Here is a 16,131-nt window from a genome sequence, read left to right on the forward strand (position 1 = left end):
CTGCGCGCTTTCTATGAGAAACCCACTCATAGTAAGCTTCAAAGATAGCAGCGGCTTCGCTCATTGCTTCGAAATAGTTCAAAAAGGTAAAGTTCGACCTTTTTACCTTCTTATACTTGCAATGGCTCCGCACGCTGCGCGCTTTCTATGAGAAACCCACTCATAGTAAGCTTCAAAGATAGCAGCGGCTTCGCTCATTGCTTCGAAATAGTTCAAAAAGGTAAAGTTCGACCTTTTTGAACTATTTCTCTAATGCTTCGTGTAAAGATTTGTCTGAGTTTTCCCACATTTGTTCATTATGCGTTTTTAAGAACTCGGCTAAAATCTTCTTTGATTTATCATCCATATCATCAACGAGGATATGACCTTTTAGCGATTTATCCATTTTATTGACATGCTCTGGTAAGCTTTTGTACCCACGTCGGATCTCGATATCAACGGTCATCTCACAACCCGCTACTCCTGCATAATAAGGCTTTCCGTCTTTGGAATGAATCGTTACCCAAACAAGCCAATACAGCTTCCCATTCGGTACCTCTTCTTTATTTTTCAAAAACTTAATACGCTTCTCAACTGCAGAACGTGCATGCAAGGCTCCCATATCAACGAACGCTTCCCCTTCTTCTGGATCAACAAATACAGGAGAGACATTATCTAAATTCATCACACCAGCACCATAGCCACCATGACCATCGGTTGAGTCATTGCTTAAAATATTAAACCCATTCTTTTTCTTTTTGAGGTTGTCATTATTTAATAAATCCATTTTCTTCTTCACCCTTTCTGATTCAACTGGCTCCATTTAATCTTATTAGTCATTTTATCACAGTGATCCAAGTTCTTCACGTCTATTGAATACATACGAAAAAAGCTCTCTTCCCATTCGGAAATTGAGCATTTTTTGATTATTGCTTTAACGAGCGAAGCGATCTGATAAATTGATAAGCTTGCTCGATATCATCTTCCGTGTAATTGGACTTCTTTTTTAACGTAAAAACCTTCTCTTTTACTTCCTCACGCGTGAGCTCTTCAAAATACAAGAGCGTTGAGACAAGTTCTAGAAAACGAGAACTTTGTCCGTTTAAACAATCGATCAGTTCGCTAGTCTCCGGCAAATCAAACTGATACAAATCTAGAAACTTTTGACCTTCTGTTGAAAGAGCATAACGGTATTGATAATAGTTTCCTTTATCCTCTTTATTTTCCTCGACAAATCCAAGGTTGCATAACTCTTCCATTCGCAAGCTTAGTTCTTCTGAATATGGTCCAAACATATGAAATTTAAAGCGCTCTGAAAACGGCACGTCCATTTTTTTCGCAATGTAAATAATCTTTTGCAGCTTCTTCCGTCCAACAACCTCACCAGCTTGCAAAAAAAGTGCCATCACATTTGCATGATCCTTCAGCAATGCTTGTTCCCCCTTTATCCTATACGTTTAGCAAGTCTCGAATCTTCTTCTTCACGTCTTTATGTTCACGCTCGTCTTCTAAGTAATCAAGCGGAAAGTAGAGTTTGTGATCGGTACGTTTCTTTCCAGATATCGCTTCAACGACATCGGATTCACGCGACAATTCGCGTAACTTCCCATTCGGCATAACCAAATGAATTGGCAGGCGCTCTTCTTCTTCACCAGGACGATAAAAGTCATAGGGAAGATCTGATGATGAATCTACTACTAAATAATAGTTTGGATTCAGATTTGCTTGGCGGAACAAGTCTTGCAGTACTGGCCAATCATTCATTCTTAAATTGGGATTAAATTCAACGTACTTAAATAATTTTCTATTCACGAATCTTACACAAAGATCTCGTAAAATGCGATCCTCTTCTTCTTGCCAAATTTGAAAATAATAGAGAGTTATCGCCTCATCTAGTCGTAAATAATCGTCCAAGCTCCCTTTTCCATCAAAAAAGGAATAAAAATGATTTGGCTTATGTTTGAACTCATATCCTTGTTCATAAAGTTCTTTTGCCCGCATAAAAATTTTACTTAAAATGACTTCCGCACTACGTGTAACAGGGTGAAAGTACACTTGCCAGTACATTTGATAACGACTCATAATGTAATCTTCCACCGCATGCATCCCACTTTGTTTAATGACAACTTGATCTTCCATCGGGCGCATGACACGTAAGATCCGCTCCATATCAAAATGCCCGTAACTAACGCCTGTATAGTACGCGTCACGTTGCAAGTAGTCCATGCGATCAGCATCAATTTGACTAGAAATAATACTTGTCACCAATTTATTCGAATACGTCTTTTCAATGACATCCGCTACCGCTTGCGGGAAATCAGCACCGACATTTGAGAGCACTTCGTTTACTTCTGTATCACCTAGAATGATTTGTCTTGTCCATTCTTCATGATCGGTGTCAAATACCTTCTCGAATGAGTGAGAAAAAGGACCATGACCGACATCATGCAAAAGCGCAGAAGAAAGTGCTAGAAGCCGATCCTCTTCATTCCAATGCGGACGCCCTTCGAACACATCAAGAATTCTTTTTGTAATTTCATATACACCTAACGAATGGTTAAAACGTGTGTGCTCGGCACCGTGAAACGTAACGTATGTAGTTCCTAGCTGCCTGACGCGGCGTAATCGTTGAAACTCTTTCGTACCAATTAACGCCCAGATCAACTCATCCCGCACATGAATGTACCGGTGTACAGGATCTTTAAATACCTTTTCTTCTTCTAATTGACCGTAATATGGTTTTGTCATATCCGTTCCTCTCGTTTCACTATTAGTACCTTTATTATAAAGGATCGAAAAACCGTTGTCGCCTCTCGGGAGAAATCTAATGGGAATGAGTTATTTCCAAAAAGGTGAAGGGCGACCTTTTAGCTTGAAGAGTGCGAACATTTTGCAACGGCTTCACTCGCCGCGCGCCTGTTAGGAGAAGAGCACTCCTAAAGGCTTAAAACAAAGCGGCGGCTCCGCTCGTTGCTTTGATGTACTTTAAAAAGGTGAAGGGCGACCTTTTTAAAGTACATCAAAAAACCCCAATTACTATATAAGCAACTGGGATTCATTTTTTCAATTTCTTCAATACTTTTTCAATTAATTGATCTTCATCTGGTGCTGCGACCGGACGATTGTTCACGAATGCAAACGACTTTTTCCTACCTGGTCCACAATACGATTGACAGCGAATATCGATGCTTGCGTCTGAATCCACCTTTTTCAACCGTGGAACGAGTGTTTTAGTATTGGTCGCTTGGCATTCGTCACAAATACGAAATTCGTTTGCCATAGTTATCTGACCCCTTTTATTTACTGTTACCTCTATGTTTAACTAAAATGATCTACTTTTAAACCACAAACTAGTATAACACAAACTTATCGAGAAGCAATGTACAAAACTTGGGGTCTGCCCCCGCCTCCACCACCCTCCAAATACGTGTTATAATAGTTCCTAAACAAATTAGCAGGAGCTTTTGCCTATGAATAACCTTACGATTCCCTTTATCTCTGACACTTGGCGTTTAATCGATCACACGACATTTGGACCTGATTTCGATGCTCTGAAATCTTTTGCCTATGATGATACACTTTGCACATTTGTTGGTCAGCGTGACGGACTTTCAACTGTCCGAGCTTGGGTTCATCACAACACGATCGTACTTGGGATCCAGGATAGTCGGCTCCCTGAAATCGAAGAAGGGCGCGCTTACTTAGCAGCAAATGGATATCAGGTCGTCGTTCGCAATTCTGGTGGACTAGCCGTTGTGTTAGATGATGGCGTTCTCAATCTCTCCCTCATTTTCAAGGAAGAAAAAGGACGGTCAATCGATGATGGGTATGAATTGATGTACTCCGTTATTAAAAAAATGTTCGCTTCCTATCAAGTGAACATTGATGCTTATGAAATTGTCGGCTCTTATTGCCCAGGAAGTTATGATTTAAGTATTAGTGGAAAGAAGTTTGCAGGAATTTCACAACGCCGCATTCGCGGAGGGATTGCTGTTCAGATCTACCTCTGTGTGAAAGGGAGCGGGAGCAAGCGCGCTGAACTGATCAAACACTTTTACGAAAAAGCAGTCAACGGCAAAGAGACAAAATTTACATATCCAACAGTTCAGTCCTCTACAATGGCTTCCTTACAGGAACTTCTTCAAGCGGAATTCTCCATTGCAGATGTGATGAGGACATTATTGCTTACGATTCAAAACGAAGGCGCTCAGCTAACGATTCAACCTTTTTCAGAAGCTGAACAAAGCCTATTTTTAGAGAATTATGAGCGTGTAGTTAGCCGCAATGAAAAAGCATTAACGACGTAGAAGGGGATAGCTTGTGGCATCCTCTTCTGATCCATTTTATAAAACCTCCTTACCCTTCTTTACGTAGTCTGCATCATTACACATGAACAAGCTCATCCCCTGTTAATAAAAAAGCACAACAAAACCTGTGCGATTTTGATGTGCTTTGTTGTAATTTTTTCTATTCAGCAGGTGAACCCGTTAAGAGATTGTTGCCTTTTTTGTATAATATCGGATGAAGCCAAAGTAAGTATAGCTATAACCGTTTAGCTTGTTATTTTTTGGTTAATAGCTTGCATCGCTGTGATCAGTGACAATTTATAAACGTCAGCTGCGTTACAACCACGTGACAAATCATTAACTGGTCTGTTTAACCCTTGCAAAATTGGACCAATTGCATCGTAGCCTCCAAGGCGTTGGGCAATTTTGTACCCTAAATTTCCTGATTCTAGGCTTGGGAAAATAAAGACGTTTGCTTGCCCTTGTAGCGGCGAGTCTGGAGCTTTCTTTTGCGCAACGGCTGGAACAAATGCTGCGTCAAATTGGAACTCTCCATCGATGACTAAATCAGGTCTTGCTTCTTGAGCAAGTTTTGTTGCTTCTGACACTTTTTTTGTTTCAATTGAAGAAGCTGACCCTTTCGTTGAAAAGCTTAACATTGCTACTTTTGGATCTATTCCAAATACTTTAGCTGTTTCAGCTGTTGCAATCGCAATTTCAGCCAATTCTTCATTATTTGGAGCAATGTTAATCGCACAGTCACCAAATACAAATTTGTGCTCATCTTTAACCATGACAAACACACCGGATGTCCGCTTGATACCTGGTTGAGTTTTGATTATTTGCAAAGCAGGACGAACCGTATCACCTGTTGAATGCGCTGCGCCACTTACTAAACCATCAGCTTTGCCCATGTACACAAGCATCGTTCCAAAATAGTTCACATCAATTAACTTTTCACGTGCAGTCTCTTCTGTTTCTTTTCCTTTTCGACGTTCCACGAATGAAGCAACCATCTCATCGATTCCATTATAACTATGTGGGTCGAGTATTGTAATCGTACCTAACTCGATATTATGTGCGCTTGCAGTCGCTTTCACATCAGCTTCATTTCCAATAAGAATTGGTGTTACAACTTGATCCTTTGCTAAATTCGCCGCTGCTTCTAAAATACGTTCATCTGTACCTTCAGGCAACACAATCGTTGGTTTGTGCTTTTCCACTTGGGCTTTTATTTCATTAAAAAGATTACTCAACGTAATTCCTCCTCAATCTCTTACTCTATGATAAGAATACTCCTCTTGCATGCAAAAAGGAACCACCTTTGTCAACTTCATTCAAATGTTATTTCTTTAAAAAACCTTTATGTTTTCGCTTACATGCTAGTTATATTAGGGGTTTTCACTCTTATAGAGGTTGTTTTAAAAAAAATTGTTTTTTAGCTCTTGAACGATCTCTTTTGCACGTTCTTATTACGTACTTTTAGGATGACCAAAGGATTCTTGACTTATGTGTCGAATTATTACGCAACACGCAATGAATGATCATTCATTATTTAGGAGGTTTATGTAGATGACCAACTTACCCATTTTATATTCTGCAGAAAATAATACGGCAACAATCACACTCAATCGTCCACAAGTAAAAAATGCATTGAACAAAGACATGCACATCGCTTTATATGAAGCATTTGAAAAAGCAAAAACTGATGACACAGTCAGCGTCATTATTTTACAAGGTACAGACAATGCTTTTTGTGCTGGAGCTGATTTAAAAAGCATTTCGTTAGAACAAATGAAGACATTTGACTATGGAGATGCTTTAGAGGAAACGTATAACCGGTTAATCCGGCAAATTGTTTCCATTAACAAACCGATTGTTGCTAATATTAATGGCATTGCCGTAGGGGCTGGTCTTAGTATTGCGCTTGCATGTGATTATCGCGTTGCACATGAACAGGCTCATTTAGGATTAGGCTTTTTAAAAATCGGACTTGTTCCAGATGCAGGCGCCTCTTATTTCCTTCCAAGACTTGTCGGACTCGGCAAAGCAATGGAGCTGTCATTAGGAGATATGATTACTGCAAAAGAGGCTTTTCGAATTAACCTTATTAACGAAATTGGACAACCTGAACAACTTGTTAAAAAGTTGGTAAAAATGCCTCCTAAAGCTTTTGGTCTCATGAAGCAAACGTTTCAAGCAAGCTTTGAGCACAGCTTAGAGCAAGTATTAGAAATGGAAGTATTCGCACAACGTCAAGCTAGTGAGACAAATGAACATAAAAGGGCGATTGAGCAATTTTTACGTAAATAGTTATAAAACGTACAAAAACGGATAGACCACTCCTTGCTTCAAAGTTTTAGGTGTGCAACCAAATATGGTATAGTATCGTTGATTGCTTCGCGGTGGTAAAAGCGATTTTTCACATCACATCTATAAACACAAAGGAGTTGTTTTGAATGAGTGAAGCTGCAGTAACGTTAGATGGTTGGTATTGTTTACATGATTTTCGTACAATGAATTGGCCTGCTTGGAAAATGCTTTCAACAGAAGAGCAAGAACAAATTTTAGCCGAGTTTCATTCCATGATTGATAAATGGGAGCAAACAGAAGCTAACGAATTAGGAAGTCACGCTATTTACTCAATCGTTGGGCAAAAAGCAGATTTCATGCTCATGATCCTTCGACCAACGCTGGAAGAATTAAACGTAATTGAAAATGCTTTTAATAAATCACGTCTTGCTGAATTTACGATTCCTACATATTCGTACGTATCGGTTGTTGAGCTTAGTAACTATATGGCTGGTGAGAGTGATGAAGATCCTTACCAAAATCCACATGTACGCTCGCGCCTTTATCCGACATTACCTAAAGCAAATCATGTGTGCTTTTATCCAATGGACAAGCGTCGCACGGGCGAAGATAACTGGTACATGCTGCCGATGGAAGATCGTCGTTCATTAATGCGCAGTCATGGCTTAATTGGTAGAAGCTATGCAGGCAAAGTGAAACAAGTCATTACAGGTTCTGTTGGTTTTGACGATTGGGAATGGGGCGTGACATTATTTGCAGATGATGTCCTCCAATTTAAAAAGCTTGTCTATGAAATGCGCTTTGATGAAGTATCAGCTCGTTACGGGGAGTTTGGTTCATTTTATGTTGGAAATATTCTTAACCCTAGTCACCTTTCGAGGTTCTTTTACGTATAACTATGACATAACCACATTTTCACGATTACGTGATGGTGTGGTTTTTTTTATAGTTAGTGATAACTGGTTTGGTGGCCATGAGACTGGTTCGTTTAAAAACATATGCATACGCCCCTATGCAAAATCATATAGTGAACTAACTGCACCGCCTACGGCAAATCATCCATTTCTTATTTGGATGCAGTTCTTACGTTTCATTTCTTTTGCATCTTTAGAAAGTCAACTTTGATAGGAGGTGAACGGATGGCTGTTATAAAAGCAAATTCAAGTGACATTGATATTTTGGCTCGATTGATGCGAGCGGAAGCGGAAGGCGATGGAGAGCTCGGGATGTTAACAGCAGGAAATGTAATGGTGAACCGTACTCGAGTCCGTTGTTCAGATTTCGCCAACGTCAATACCATTCCTCATATGGCATTTCAATCTCCTGGAGGATTTGAAGCTGTTCAAAAAGGATATTTCTACCAACGCGCTAGAGAAAAAGATAGACGGCTAGCCCAAAGATTAGTCAATGGTGAACGCTTTCATCCAGCAGAAAATTCTTTATGGTTTTTCCGTCCAGAAGGAACCTGCCCCGCACAATGGTGGGGCCAGTGGAACACAGGTCGTTATAAGGCTCATTGCTTTTACTCTCCAACCGAATCAGAGTGCGCTGAAGTTTACAGCACCTATTAATTTAGCATAAAGGGGCGATCAATTGTGTATCAGCAACCATGGTATCCACAGACTCAAGCAACAAATGGTTATGATGGCTATGGACAACAGCACGGCTATCCACAGCAGCAACCAACCGCTCAGCCAACTGGGCAGCTTCCTTATATGTCATCACAAACGTATCAATTTCAACCACCTGGTTTTACGCAACAACAGCAACAGCAACAGCCATTTCCAGGAACACCTGGTCAACAACCCGGAATGCTGCCGATAGAACAGTCCTATATCGAAAATATCCTCCGCTTAAACCGCGGAAAAATTGGAACCTTTTACTTTACGTATGAGAACAACCCAGAATGGAACGCGCGAATTTACCGAGGCCGGGTCGAAGAAGCAGGTCGCGACCATATTATTTTAAGCGATCCAGAAACAGGTCAATATTTCTTACTTCTCATGGTCAATTTTGATTATGCTACGTTTGATGAGGAACTAGAATATGCATATCCATTTGATGGAATAAGTCCATTGGCACAATATTCGCCACGACCCTAATGATTCTTGATAATAAGTCCATAATACAATTAAGGGTCAGACCCCTAGTGCAACATCGGGGCCTGACCTTTTTATCTATTTACAACCCTCTTACTACAGCAACTCCTAGCAAAATCCATCCAATAATAAAGGCCAGCCCACCAATTGGTGTCACCGCACCAAGCTTCGTTACACCCGTTAACGCCATTGCATATAAGCTACCTGAAAAGAGAACGATTCCGATTAGGAAACTCCACCCTGCCCCGTTTAACCCTGGCAATGGAAACTTTAAAGCAATGATTCCAACAGCTAAAATCGCTAACCCATGAATCATATGATACTGCACACCGGTTTGATAGTTTTTCATCATCCGTTCTGTTAACCTAGGCTCAAGCCCGTGTGCGCCAAATGCACCAATGACAACAGATAGCGCCATGACGATGCTACCTATTAATAAAAATAACTTTGCCAACGTAAACACTCCTTATACATAGAAGAAAAATTCAATTTGATTGAAGCCACTGAAAAAGTCCATCGAGGAAGCGGCAATGGCTCCGCACGTTGCGCGCCTGCTATGAGAAACCCACTCATAGCGGGCTTTAAAACAAGGCAACGGCTACGTTCGTTTATGTTAAACAAGGTCTGAATCCTCTACAAGTATTGCCAAACTATTTAGAGGACGATGAATCCCTAAACTACGCCGTACTCGTTGAGTGGAGAAATAACCAAGCATAACAAAACCTAAGGTCTAACCCTTTAGTAAGCCATTTTAAAAATCAAGCAAGTTGCCCTTCTCACCTTCGCCATTCTCAGACTGAGTGGTGAGCGGCCTTGAGAAGGTCATTGGTTGTTGAGGCGCCGAATACTCCTTTTCTGGTACCACTTCAATGTTTGGATTTTGCGTTACGACGGGGGATCCTGATCCCTTTAGCAATTGACAATATGCTTCAATTACTGCACTCGCTTCTCTTATAGAAGTCCGGTCACCATCTGCTACTGCTTTTCGTAATTTGATTACTTGTGTGTCTATATGGTCGCAAATTTGCTTTGCTGGTATGTTCATATAAAACTCTCCTCACTTTCACTAACTACCTCCATCTTAGCATAGAGAGTGACACACACCAACAAAGAAAAGCCTTAGAATAACTACCTTAAGAGCTTAATCGCTCGTTTGATGACCATGTTCTTTCTTCCTTGGCAGATTTCGGACTCATTCCGCTCCTTTGATGCCTTCTTTCTCAAAGCCTAAGTCTCCTATTAATCATTGTCCATAATTTGCCCTTTCTTCAACCGGCAAATGAACGGGCACATCAAACCACCAAAGAAACCCTACCGATACGAGAGCAAAGAATACGTACGTTAACAATGGATGCTTCACGTGCAGCTTTAATAGAGGAAACATGAAAAAAAGAGCAACAATCGACCATCCTAATGTCCAGCCATATTGATACTCAATATGGCCTGTTAACGTATAGATGTATTCCCAAACGGCATAAATCGCTATCCATCTTAACATATGTAAAGTCTGTTTAGTAAATCCTTCTGGGGCATTCCCTAAGAATAGAATTCCTGTTGCAGGAAAAATAATAAATGTATAGAGCATCTCAGTAAGAGTGTGATTTGTTATAAAATCTGAATGCATCCGCCATAAGAAGTAATTGGCTGTTAAGAAGTTATAAACTAAGTTACCAAGAGCAAAGAATAATAACGTCGTATGATATTTCTGCCAATTTCTCCAGTCCCCCCAACCAATAACAGCAAGAATACTAATAATTGCAGTAAGCACATGCATCAGCTTTCATCCTTTATAATTTATTTGATCAGTTTATTCATCATCAAACAAAGAGGCACAGTATGAATAGAAATAGTGTGCTTCTTTACAAAGGATATTATCAAAATTTTACTAATTACCGCCTTTATTTATCGCTCTAATAATTAAAAAATGCGGGTTCTTCATTAATTTTTCGTAATTTTCTCGAGCTTGTAATTTGAAGTTGGTCGTCGGTTGAGGTTCAATGACGTTTTCAATTGTAAAATGACGCATCGTTTCGTTCAAAATCGAATGAATCGGCCTCCTATAGAAAGGAACTTCTATTTCCCTTCCTTCTTTCTTCCACGTATCAATAATCAGTTCTGTAGAAAAATAATCTTTATTCTGAGACATTTTTATATCCATAAAAGGGTGGTGAACTGAAAATAGCAAAACACCTTTTCGCTTAAGGATCCTCCGGAACTCACGGAATGTCTGACTCCATTCCTTAACATAATGAAGAGTTAGTGAACTCACAATGATATCGAAGGTATTGTCTTCAAAAGGCATAACCGTTTCTAAATCTAAACAGACTACTTCAGCCTTCAGTCCGACACGCCTCTTTGTCGCCGCAACCATCTCTGGACTAATGTCCGTTGCGACAACATTTGCTCCTCGTTTTACTAATTGGTCAGTATACCAACCAGCGGCACAACCAGCATCAAGCACTTTCTTATCTGTTAAATCATCTGGAAGCTGCTTTAACATCGAAGGTCTTTCATATTCATTGTTGTATAGACTTGTTGTGTCTACTTTATGCTCATAGATGTGTGCAAGTAAATTAAACGTATCTTTCACTCGTACTTTCATATGTCACCTCACAGCGTCTGCCTCACTACAACTTCTATATGTTTTGCTACGATCCTCCTAAAACTTCTTCAATAATTCAGTTGATTTCACGTAAACAAAAATCAGCTCTCTGCTAATTCTTTTATAACCCTTTTTGCACTCTTCGTAAATTCCACTGATGCGTTATAATACATCTTGCCGTTTTTTATTAGGGAAAAATCACCGATATCCATCTTCAGTAGCGTTTTTCCGTCTTGTTCTTCTAGGTGATACACGTACGCAACATCTCCTTCTGTTGGCTTGATTTCCCAATTCGATACGAATAGTGCAATTTTCAGCTCTTTGTGTTCTACTGCTTTGATGATCGTTGTAATCGATTGCCCTTCGTTCGGCAGATCCCATACGACTTTGCTACCTTCAGTCATATCTTCTTCAGGATAATCTTCCGGAAGTTCATCCCACTGTGCGACATATTTAGGTTTCGTTAGAATATCCCACACTCTTGCAGGTATTGCTCCAATTAGAATCTCATCTCTTACAATTAATTGCTCGGCCATTTTATCTAGCTCCTTTTATGTTGCTATAAATTACAATTCTCTTTTCTTACCCTCTGATTCAAGGATGATATTCACTTCAAAGTAATACCTGCCTTCCACACGATTCTCCACTTGAGACACTTCGACTTCCGTCTCTATTTTCACTTGTTTTTTCTTTCTCTTTAGGCCTTACCATTATTTCATAAGGGGCATTGTTGTTTAGAAGAGGATAATAGCAAAAAATACCGTCCTCCCTTAATATTTTTCAAGAGATTTTGCAAGAATAAGAAAGATAGCAATCTATATACTTTCTATTCTTTATGATCTAAATCAAATCCTTTCGTTACGAAAAATTAATCTAATTTCTTACTTCAGCTATTCTTATTACACTTTTGTTTCAACAAATAAGCTCTTGGCATATGCTTCTCGTTCTACTTCATTAAACAATCTCGTTAACCTCCGCGCATTTACTCGTTCCTTTACTAATTCAGGATCAGCTGCATAGTACAGCTCACCATCCAACATTTTTGCTTTTTCTGTTTTCATAACGAACCTCCTTCACAATCATATTGTTTGTTAACTGAAATTTTATTATAATGAGGCTTTCGAGCAGGAACTATTCCTTTTTAATGAGAACTTAATACGTATCTTTTAAAATTATCGCGGTACTTCTTTTTACTTTGAATGTACATCGACTCCTTCGCCTCATTAACTTCTACATTCGTTAATTTTTGTTTTAGCCTAAGGAGCCCGCAATCATACAAATCGAAATTAACAGCAAGCTATGATAAAATGACAAGTTAATAACATAATTTATTCGTTAGGTGCGTTGAAATGAGTTTACTCGAAAAGTTCTATACGTTAATCATTTTTTTAGCGATTATAATTGGAATAAGCATTGGACACATGGAAGGCATCCGAACAAGTGCGGAGAATTTTATTGTGCCGTTGTTAGTAGCTATGCTGTATCTTACATTCTTGCAAATCCCTATTCAACAAATTAGCACGGCTTTCAAAAATATAAAGTTTACCTACACAACCATTGTCCTCAATTTTGTCTGGACGCCTCTTTTTGCATGGCTTCTCGCTTTGCTTTTTTTAGCTGACAATCCTGCCTTGTATATTGGATTTATTATGTTGATGGTTACACCTTGTACGGATTGGTACTTAATCTTTACAGGGATCGCGAAAGGGAATGTTGCACTATCTACCGCAATTCTGCCTTTAAATTTACTATTACAGGTCATTTTGTTACCTATGTATCTACTTATTTTTGGTGGGACAACAGGGGTTGTCGAACTTTCATTTCTGCTAAAAAGTGTAGTGGTTGTTTTATTCATCCCACTTATTTTAACTTTTCTAACAAACATTTTATTAAAAAACAAAAAACAGATGAAAGAAAAGATCTTATTAAACCTAGGTATGTGGCCAATTGTTTTCTTAAGCCTAGCAATCGTTGCTATGTTTGCATCACAAGGACATTTATTACTTGAGAATTTGGCGTTAATGTGGAACATAACGGTTCCCATTCTTCTGTTCTTTGTTCTTAATTTTATCATCGGTCAAAAGGTTGGACAGTTGATGAAGTTCTCTTATTCAGAGCAAACAAGTTTAAGTTTAACGACCTTAGCTAGAAATTCACCTATCGCATTAGCAATTGCTATGACTGCCTTCCCTGAACAACCTTTAATCGCGCTAACATTAGTGATAGGTCCGTTGTTAGAACTTTCGATATTAGCCGTTATCACTCAAGTGTTATTAAGCAAGCGAAAAATGGGTGCCTTACCCAAAAGATGAGGCACTTTTTCTTCGTGAAGAATTTGATGTAACGAATCAGATTTCACCTTCTTTTCTTTACATAATTGCACCTCTATAAGCAGAAAATATGTTTGTAATTATTTAGTCAACAAGGAGGCAGACAACGACATGAGTAAACGTTCAAAATCAAAGCGTAACATGATTAAATCAAAAGACGCTGTACAACCAAGCACAGGTGAAGAAAGAATTACGATCTCAAAAGTGAGCAGAGAGTTAGAAGATCGAAAAGAATAGTGTTGTAAGAGGGTGATTTAAACTCAAAGGGTCTGACCCTTTTGAGGAAGCCACAATGGCTCCACATGTTGCACGCCTGCTATGAGAAACCACTCATAGCAGGCTTTATAGGTTGCACTCATTGCTAAGAGGTTTCTTCTACATCGTTTCATCATTATCATCCCAATTCCAACTCATGTTTTCTCCTAGATGAAAGGTATGAACTCCTTCAAGTTCTGTAACCGTAATAATTGTTTGACTGGACCCGTTACCGTTACAACTACTCCGTAAGCTTGGAACCTTCATTCTGAACATAACACTGTAAATGCAAGACCCTTTGCTTTTTTAAAGCTTTCATTACATTTTCTTTGATTCATTGTTTGAATGAAAGTAATTTGTTATCCTTTCAATAATGAAAGGAGCGATTTCTTAGAGGATAGAGTGTTACGTAAGCCTTTTAGAGAAATAACAGAATGAGGAGAGAAGGTGCTACTAATGTCAGATCCAAAAAAGAACATATTGAAATCATTGCTGGAAATTTTCCTTGTTTCAACTAGACTTGGCTTCACTTCATTTGGTGGACCTATTGCTCATTTAGGTTACTTTCATGATGAATACGTTCGCCGAAGAAAATGGATGGATGAACGAAGTTATGCAGATTTAGTTGCCTTATGTCAGTTTCTACCTGGCCCTGCTAGTAGCCAAGTTGGCATTGGAATTGGGGTGATGAGGGCTGGTATTATCGGTGGAATTGTATCGTTTCTTGGCTTTACCCTTCCATCGGTCATTGCTCTTATTGTTTTTGCGTTGCTCTTGCAAAGCTTTGGTTTTACAGATGCCGGTTGGCTACACGGGTTAAAAATTGTTGCCGTTGTCGTCGTCGCTCATGCGATTTTAGGGATGGCAAAAAATTTAACACCTGATGTGAAAAGGAAAACGATTGCCTTATTTGCTGTGGTTGTAACCTTATTATGGCAAACGGCTTTTACACAAGTTGGGATTATTCTGTTGGCTGGATTTGTAGGGTTTTACCTTTATAGACACCATACCATTGAGGAACAATCCGATCAGGTTCGCTTCCCGATCTCCCATCGTGCTGCTGTTGTCTCTTTATCACTCTTTTTTGGCTTGCTTGTTGCTCTGCCACTCCTTAGAGAGGCAACAAATGTGAATTGGATAGCAATGGTTGATAGTTTTTATCGTTCCGGTTCGCTTGTTTTTGGTGGCGGTCATGTCGTATTACCTTTACTAGAACGTGAATTTGTTCCAAGTGGATGGCTAAGTGAGGAGGAATTTCTCGCTGGGTACGGTGCAGCCCAAGCTGTTCCCGGTCCTTTATTTACCTTTGCAGCCTATATTGGTGCTGTTATTAATGGCTGGCAGGGAGGCTTACTTGCTACCTTTTCGATCTTCTTACCGGCCTTCTTACTTATTTTAGGTACCTTGCCTTTTTGGAACTCATTACGACGCAATCCGAAAATAAAGGGAGCGTTAATGGGTGTAAATGCGGCAGTTGTTGGTATTTTAATTGCAGCATTTTATCATCCGATTTGGAGTAGTTCGATTTTATCAACAATTGACTTTGCTTTTGCAGCGATTTTATTTAGTATGCTCGTCTTCTGGAAACTTCCGCCTTGGGTCATTGTTGTAACAGGAGCTATCGGTGGGTTCTTATTGTCGCTTTCATAATAGGGTGAAGTGAAGGAAAGAAGAAATGGAATTGATACGGCATCTTCTTTTCTTCCCTAACCGTTATACCTGTCTTTGTTCAGCATTTCTGAACCGAATAATCGAAAAATCGTCAACTGCATCGAGTAACCAACAATCGCGACATTCCCCCTCATTCATGTTTAGGAAGCATCATGCAAGATAGTTAGCCTCACGCTCTCATCAACGAGCTGGCAACTTTAAACTAACTTTTTATTTTAACATTTTTATCCAATGTATTTTGTTAGCCAAGCAAAAAAAAACCAATTCATTTTTGAATTGGTTTCATACTAGAAGAACCATTTACTACTCATCATAATCGGTCTTTTTTTCTAGCTCTTTCGCAGCAAATATCGCTTTCACTCCAGCAATATTCACTCCTTGCTTGATTAACTTTTTAATTTCAAGGAATCGTTCAATATCCTCTAATGAAAACATTCTTTGGTTTCCTTCATTACGCGATGGCTTAATTAGACCTTGCTCTTCATAATAACGAATTTGTCGGGCAGACAAGTTCGTCATCTCCATTACTACTCGGATGGGAAAACATGCTTGCCTTCTAGGAATTCCTGACTTCACTCGCTCCCCTCCTCCTTCGT

At 39.4% G+C, this 16,131-nt stretch carries 18 protein-coding genes and 3 pseudogenes; 9 read left to right on the forward strand and 12 right to left on the reverse strand.

The window, feature by feature from the left end; all coding sequences use genetic code 11:
- Nucleotides 1-241: 241 nt before the first annotated feature.
- From SAZ04_RS05235 to SAZ04_RS05250, 4 genes are all read right to left on the reverse strand, one after another.
- Complete coding sequence (locus tag SAZ04_RS05235) at nucleotides 242-766, reverse strand: YwhD family protein (protein ID WP_332692124.1); 525 nt, start codon at nucleotides 764-766, stop codon at nucleotides 242-244.
- A gap of 139 nt (nucleotides 767-905) precedes the next feature.
- The gene (locus SAZ04_RS05240; protein WP_332692127.1) at nucleotides 906-1,409 is read right to left on the reverse strand and encodes a YwgA family protein; all 504 of its coding nucleotides are present in this window, start codon (nucleotides 1,407-1,409) and stop codon (nucleotides 906-908) included.
- A gap of 19 nt (nucleotides 1,410-1,428) precedes the next feature.
- The gene (locus SAZ04_RS05245) at nucleotides 1,429-2,727 is read right to left on the reverse strand and encodes an HD domain-containing protein (protein ID WP_332692130.1); all 1,299 of its coding nucleotides are present in this window, start codon (nucleotides 2,725-2,727) and stop codon (nucleotides 1,429-1,431) included.
- A 307-nt stretch (nucleotides 2,728-3,034) separates the two neighbouring features.
- Nucleotides 3,035-3,259, reverse strand: a complete 225-nt coding sequence (locus tag SAZ04_RS05250) for a YuzB family protein (RefSeq protein WP_332692133.1) — start codon at nucleotides 3,257-3,259, stop codon at nucleotides 3,035-3,037.
- 190 nt (nucleotides 3,260-3,449) lie between these two features.
- On the opposite strand from SAZ04_RS05250, the gene lipL reads away from it, so the two are divergent.
- On the forward strand, nucleotides 3,450-4,286 hold the full coding sequence (lipL, locus tag SAZ04_RS05255; protein ID WP_332692136.1) for an octanoyl-[GcvH]:protein N-octanoyltransferase: 837 nt from the start codon (nucleotides 3,450-3,452) through the stop codon (nucleotides 4,284-4,286).
- 245 nt (nucleotides 4,287-4,531) lie between these two features.
- Here lipL and pta read toward each other — a convergent pair whose 3' ends face one another.
- Nucleotides 4,532-5,521: a phosphate acetyltransferase gene (gene pta, locus SAZ04_RS05260; RefSeq protein WP_332692139.1), complete on the reverse strand. Its 990-nt coding sequence runs from the start codon at nucleotides 5,519-5,521 to the stop codon at nucleotides 4,532-4,534.
- A 316-nt stretch (nucleotides 5,522-5,837) separates the two neighbouring features.
- On the opposite strand from pta, the gene SAZ04_RS05265 reads away from it, so the two are divergent.
- The 4 genes from SAZ04_RS05265 to gerQ all read left to right on the forward strand — a co-directional run bounded on the left by SAZ04_RS05265 (nucleotide 5,838) and on the right by gerQ (nucleotide 8,680).
- Nucleotides 5,838-6,578: an enoyl-CoA hydratase/isomerase family protein gene (locus tag SAZ04_RS05265; RefSeq protein WP_332692142.1), complete on the forward strand. Its 741-nt coding sequence runs from the start codon at nucleotides 5,838-5,840 to the stop codon at nucleotides 6,576-6,578.
- A gap of 146 nt (nucleotides 6,579-6,724) precedes the next feature.
- Nucleotides 6,725-7,474, forward strand: a complete 750-nt coding sequence (hemQ, locus tag SAZ04_RS05270; protein ID WP_332692145.1) for a hydrogen peroxide-dependent heme synthase — start codon at nucleotides 6,725-6,727, stop codon at nucleotides 7,472-7,474.
- Between the two features lie 243 nt (nucleotides 7,475-7,717).
- The gene (locus SAZ04_RS05275; RefSeq protein WP_332692148.1) at nucleotides 7,718-8,149 is read left to right on the forward strand and encodes a cell wall hydrolase; all 432 of its coding nucleotides are present in this window, start codon (nucleotides 7,718-7,720) and stop codon (nucleotides 8,147-8,149) included.
- A gap of 24 nt (nucleotides 8,150-8,173) precedes the next feature.
- The gene (gene gerQ / locus SAZ04_RS05280; protein WP_332692150.1) at nucleotides 8,174-8,680 is read left to right on the forward strand and encodes a spore coat protein GerQ; all 507 of its coding nucleotides are present in this window, start codon (nucleotides 8,174-8,176) and stop codon (nucleotides 8,678-8,680) included.
- Between the two features lie 79 nt (nucleotides 8,681-8,759).
- Here the strand turns inward: gerQ and SAZ04_RS05285 are convergent, their stop codons facing one another.
- On the reverse strand, nucleotides 8,760-9,131 hold the full coding sequence (locus SAZ04_RS05285) for a DUF423 domain-containing protein (RefSeq protein WP_332692153.1): 372 nt from the start codon (nucleotides 9,129-9,131) through the stop codon (nucleotides 8,760-8,762).
- A gap of 158 nt (nucleotides 9,132-9,289) precedes the next feature.
- Between SAZ04_RS05285 and SAZ04_RS23375 the strand changes: the two are divergent.
- Nucleotides 9,290-9,394: pseudogene (locus tag SAZ04_RS23375) on the forward strand (GNAT family N-acetyltransferase); the annotation flags it as partial.
- Nucleotides 9,395-9,428: 34 nt separating this feature from the next.
- On the opposite strand, the gene SAZ04_RS05290 reads toward SAZ04_RS23375, so the two are convergent.
- The 5 genes and pseudogenes from SAZ04_RS05290 to SAZ04_RS05310 form a co-directional block, all read right to left on the reverse strand.
- Nucleotides 9,429-9,722, reverse strand: a complete 294-nt coding sequence (locus SAZ04_RS05290) for a DUF5327 family protein (protein WP_332692156.1) — start codon at nucleotides 9,720-9,722, stop codon at nucleotides 9,429-9,431.
- 198 nt (nucleotides 9,723-9,920) lie between these two features.
- Nucleotides 9,921-10,451, reverse strand: a complete 531-nt coding sequence (locus SAZ04_RS05295; protein ID WP_332692159.1) for a CBO0543 family protein — start codon at nucleotides 10,449-10,451, stop codon at nucleotides 9,921-9,923.
- A gap of 111 nt (nucleotides 10,452-10,562) precedes the next feature.
- Nucleotides 10,563-11,279, reverse strand: a complete 717-nt coding sequence (locus tag SAZ04_RS05300; RefSeq protein WP_332692162.1) for a class I SAM-dependent methyltransferase — start codon at nucleotides 11,277-11,279, stop codon at nucleotides 10,563-10,565.
- Nucleotides 11,280-11,380: 101 nt separating this feature from the next.
- Complete coding sequence (locus SAZ04_RS05305; RefSeq protein ID WP_332692165.1) at nucleotides 11,381-11,815, reverse strand: SRPBCC family protein; 435 nt, start codon at nucleotides 11,813-11,815, stop codon at nucleotides 11,381-11,383.
- 381 nt (nucleotides 11,816-12,196) lie between these two features.
- Nucleotides 12,197-12,340 (reverse strand): annotated as a pseudogene (locus SAZ04_RS05310) (maltose acetyltransferase domain-containing protein); the annotation flags it as partial.
- 288 nt (nucleotides 12,341-12,628) lie between these two features.
- Here SAZ04_RS05310 and SAZ04_RS05315 point away from each other — a divergent pair.
- From SAZ04_RS05315 to SAZ04_RS05325, 3 genes are all read left to right on the forward strand, one after another.
- Nucleotides 12,629-13,591 (forward strand): arsenic resistance protein, encoded by a 963-nt coding sequence (locus SAZ04_RS05315; RefSeq protein WP_332692171.1) that lies wholly within the window; start codon nucleotides 12,629-12,631, stop codon nucleotides 13,589-13,591.
- Between the two features lie 129 nt (nucleotides 13,592-13,720).
- Nucleotides 13,721-13,846: a hypothetical protein gene (locus SAZ04_RS05320; RefSeq protein WP_332692175.1), complete on the forward strand. Its 126-nt coding sequence runs from the start codon at nucleotides 13,721-13,723 to the stop codon at nucleotides 13,844-13,846.
- Between the two features lie 474 nt (nucleotides 13,847-14,320).
- The gene (locus SAZ04_RS05325) at nucleotides 14,321-15,514 is read left to right on the forward strand and encodes a chromate transporter (RefSeq protein ID WP_332692178.1); all 1,194 of its coding nucleotides are present in this window, start codon (nucleotides 14,321-14,323) and stop codon (nucleotides 15,512-15,514) included.
- A gap of 354 nt (nucleotides 15,515-15,868) precedes the next feature.
- Here the strand turns inward: SAZ04_RS05325 and SAZ04_RS05330 are convergent.
- A pseudogene (locus tag SAZ04_RS05330) lies at nucleotides 15,869-16,111 on the reverse strand (MerR family transcriptional regulator); the annotation flags it as partial.
- Between the last annotated feature and the right edge of the window lie 20 nt (nucleotides 16,112-16,131).

This window comes from Halalkalibacter lacteus, assembly GCF_036663595.1.
GTDB lineage: Bacteria > Bacillota > Bacilli > Bacillales > Bacillaceae_D > Halalkalibacter > Halalkalibacter lacteus.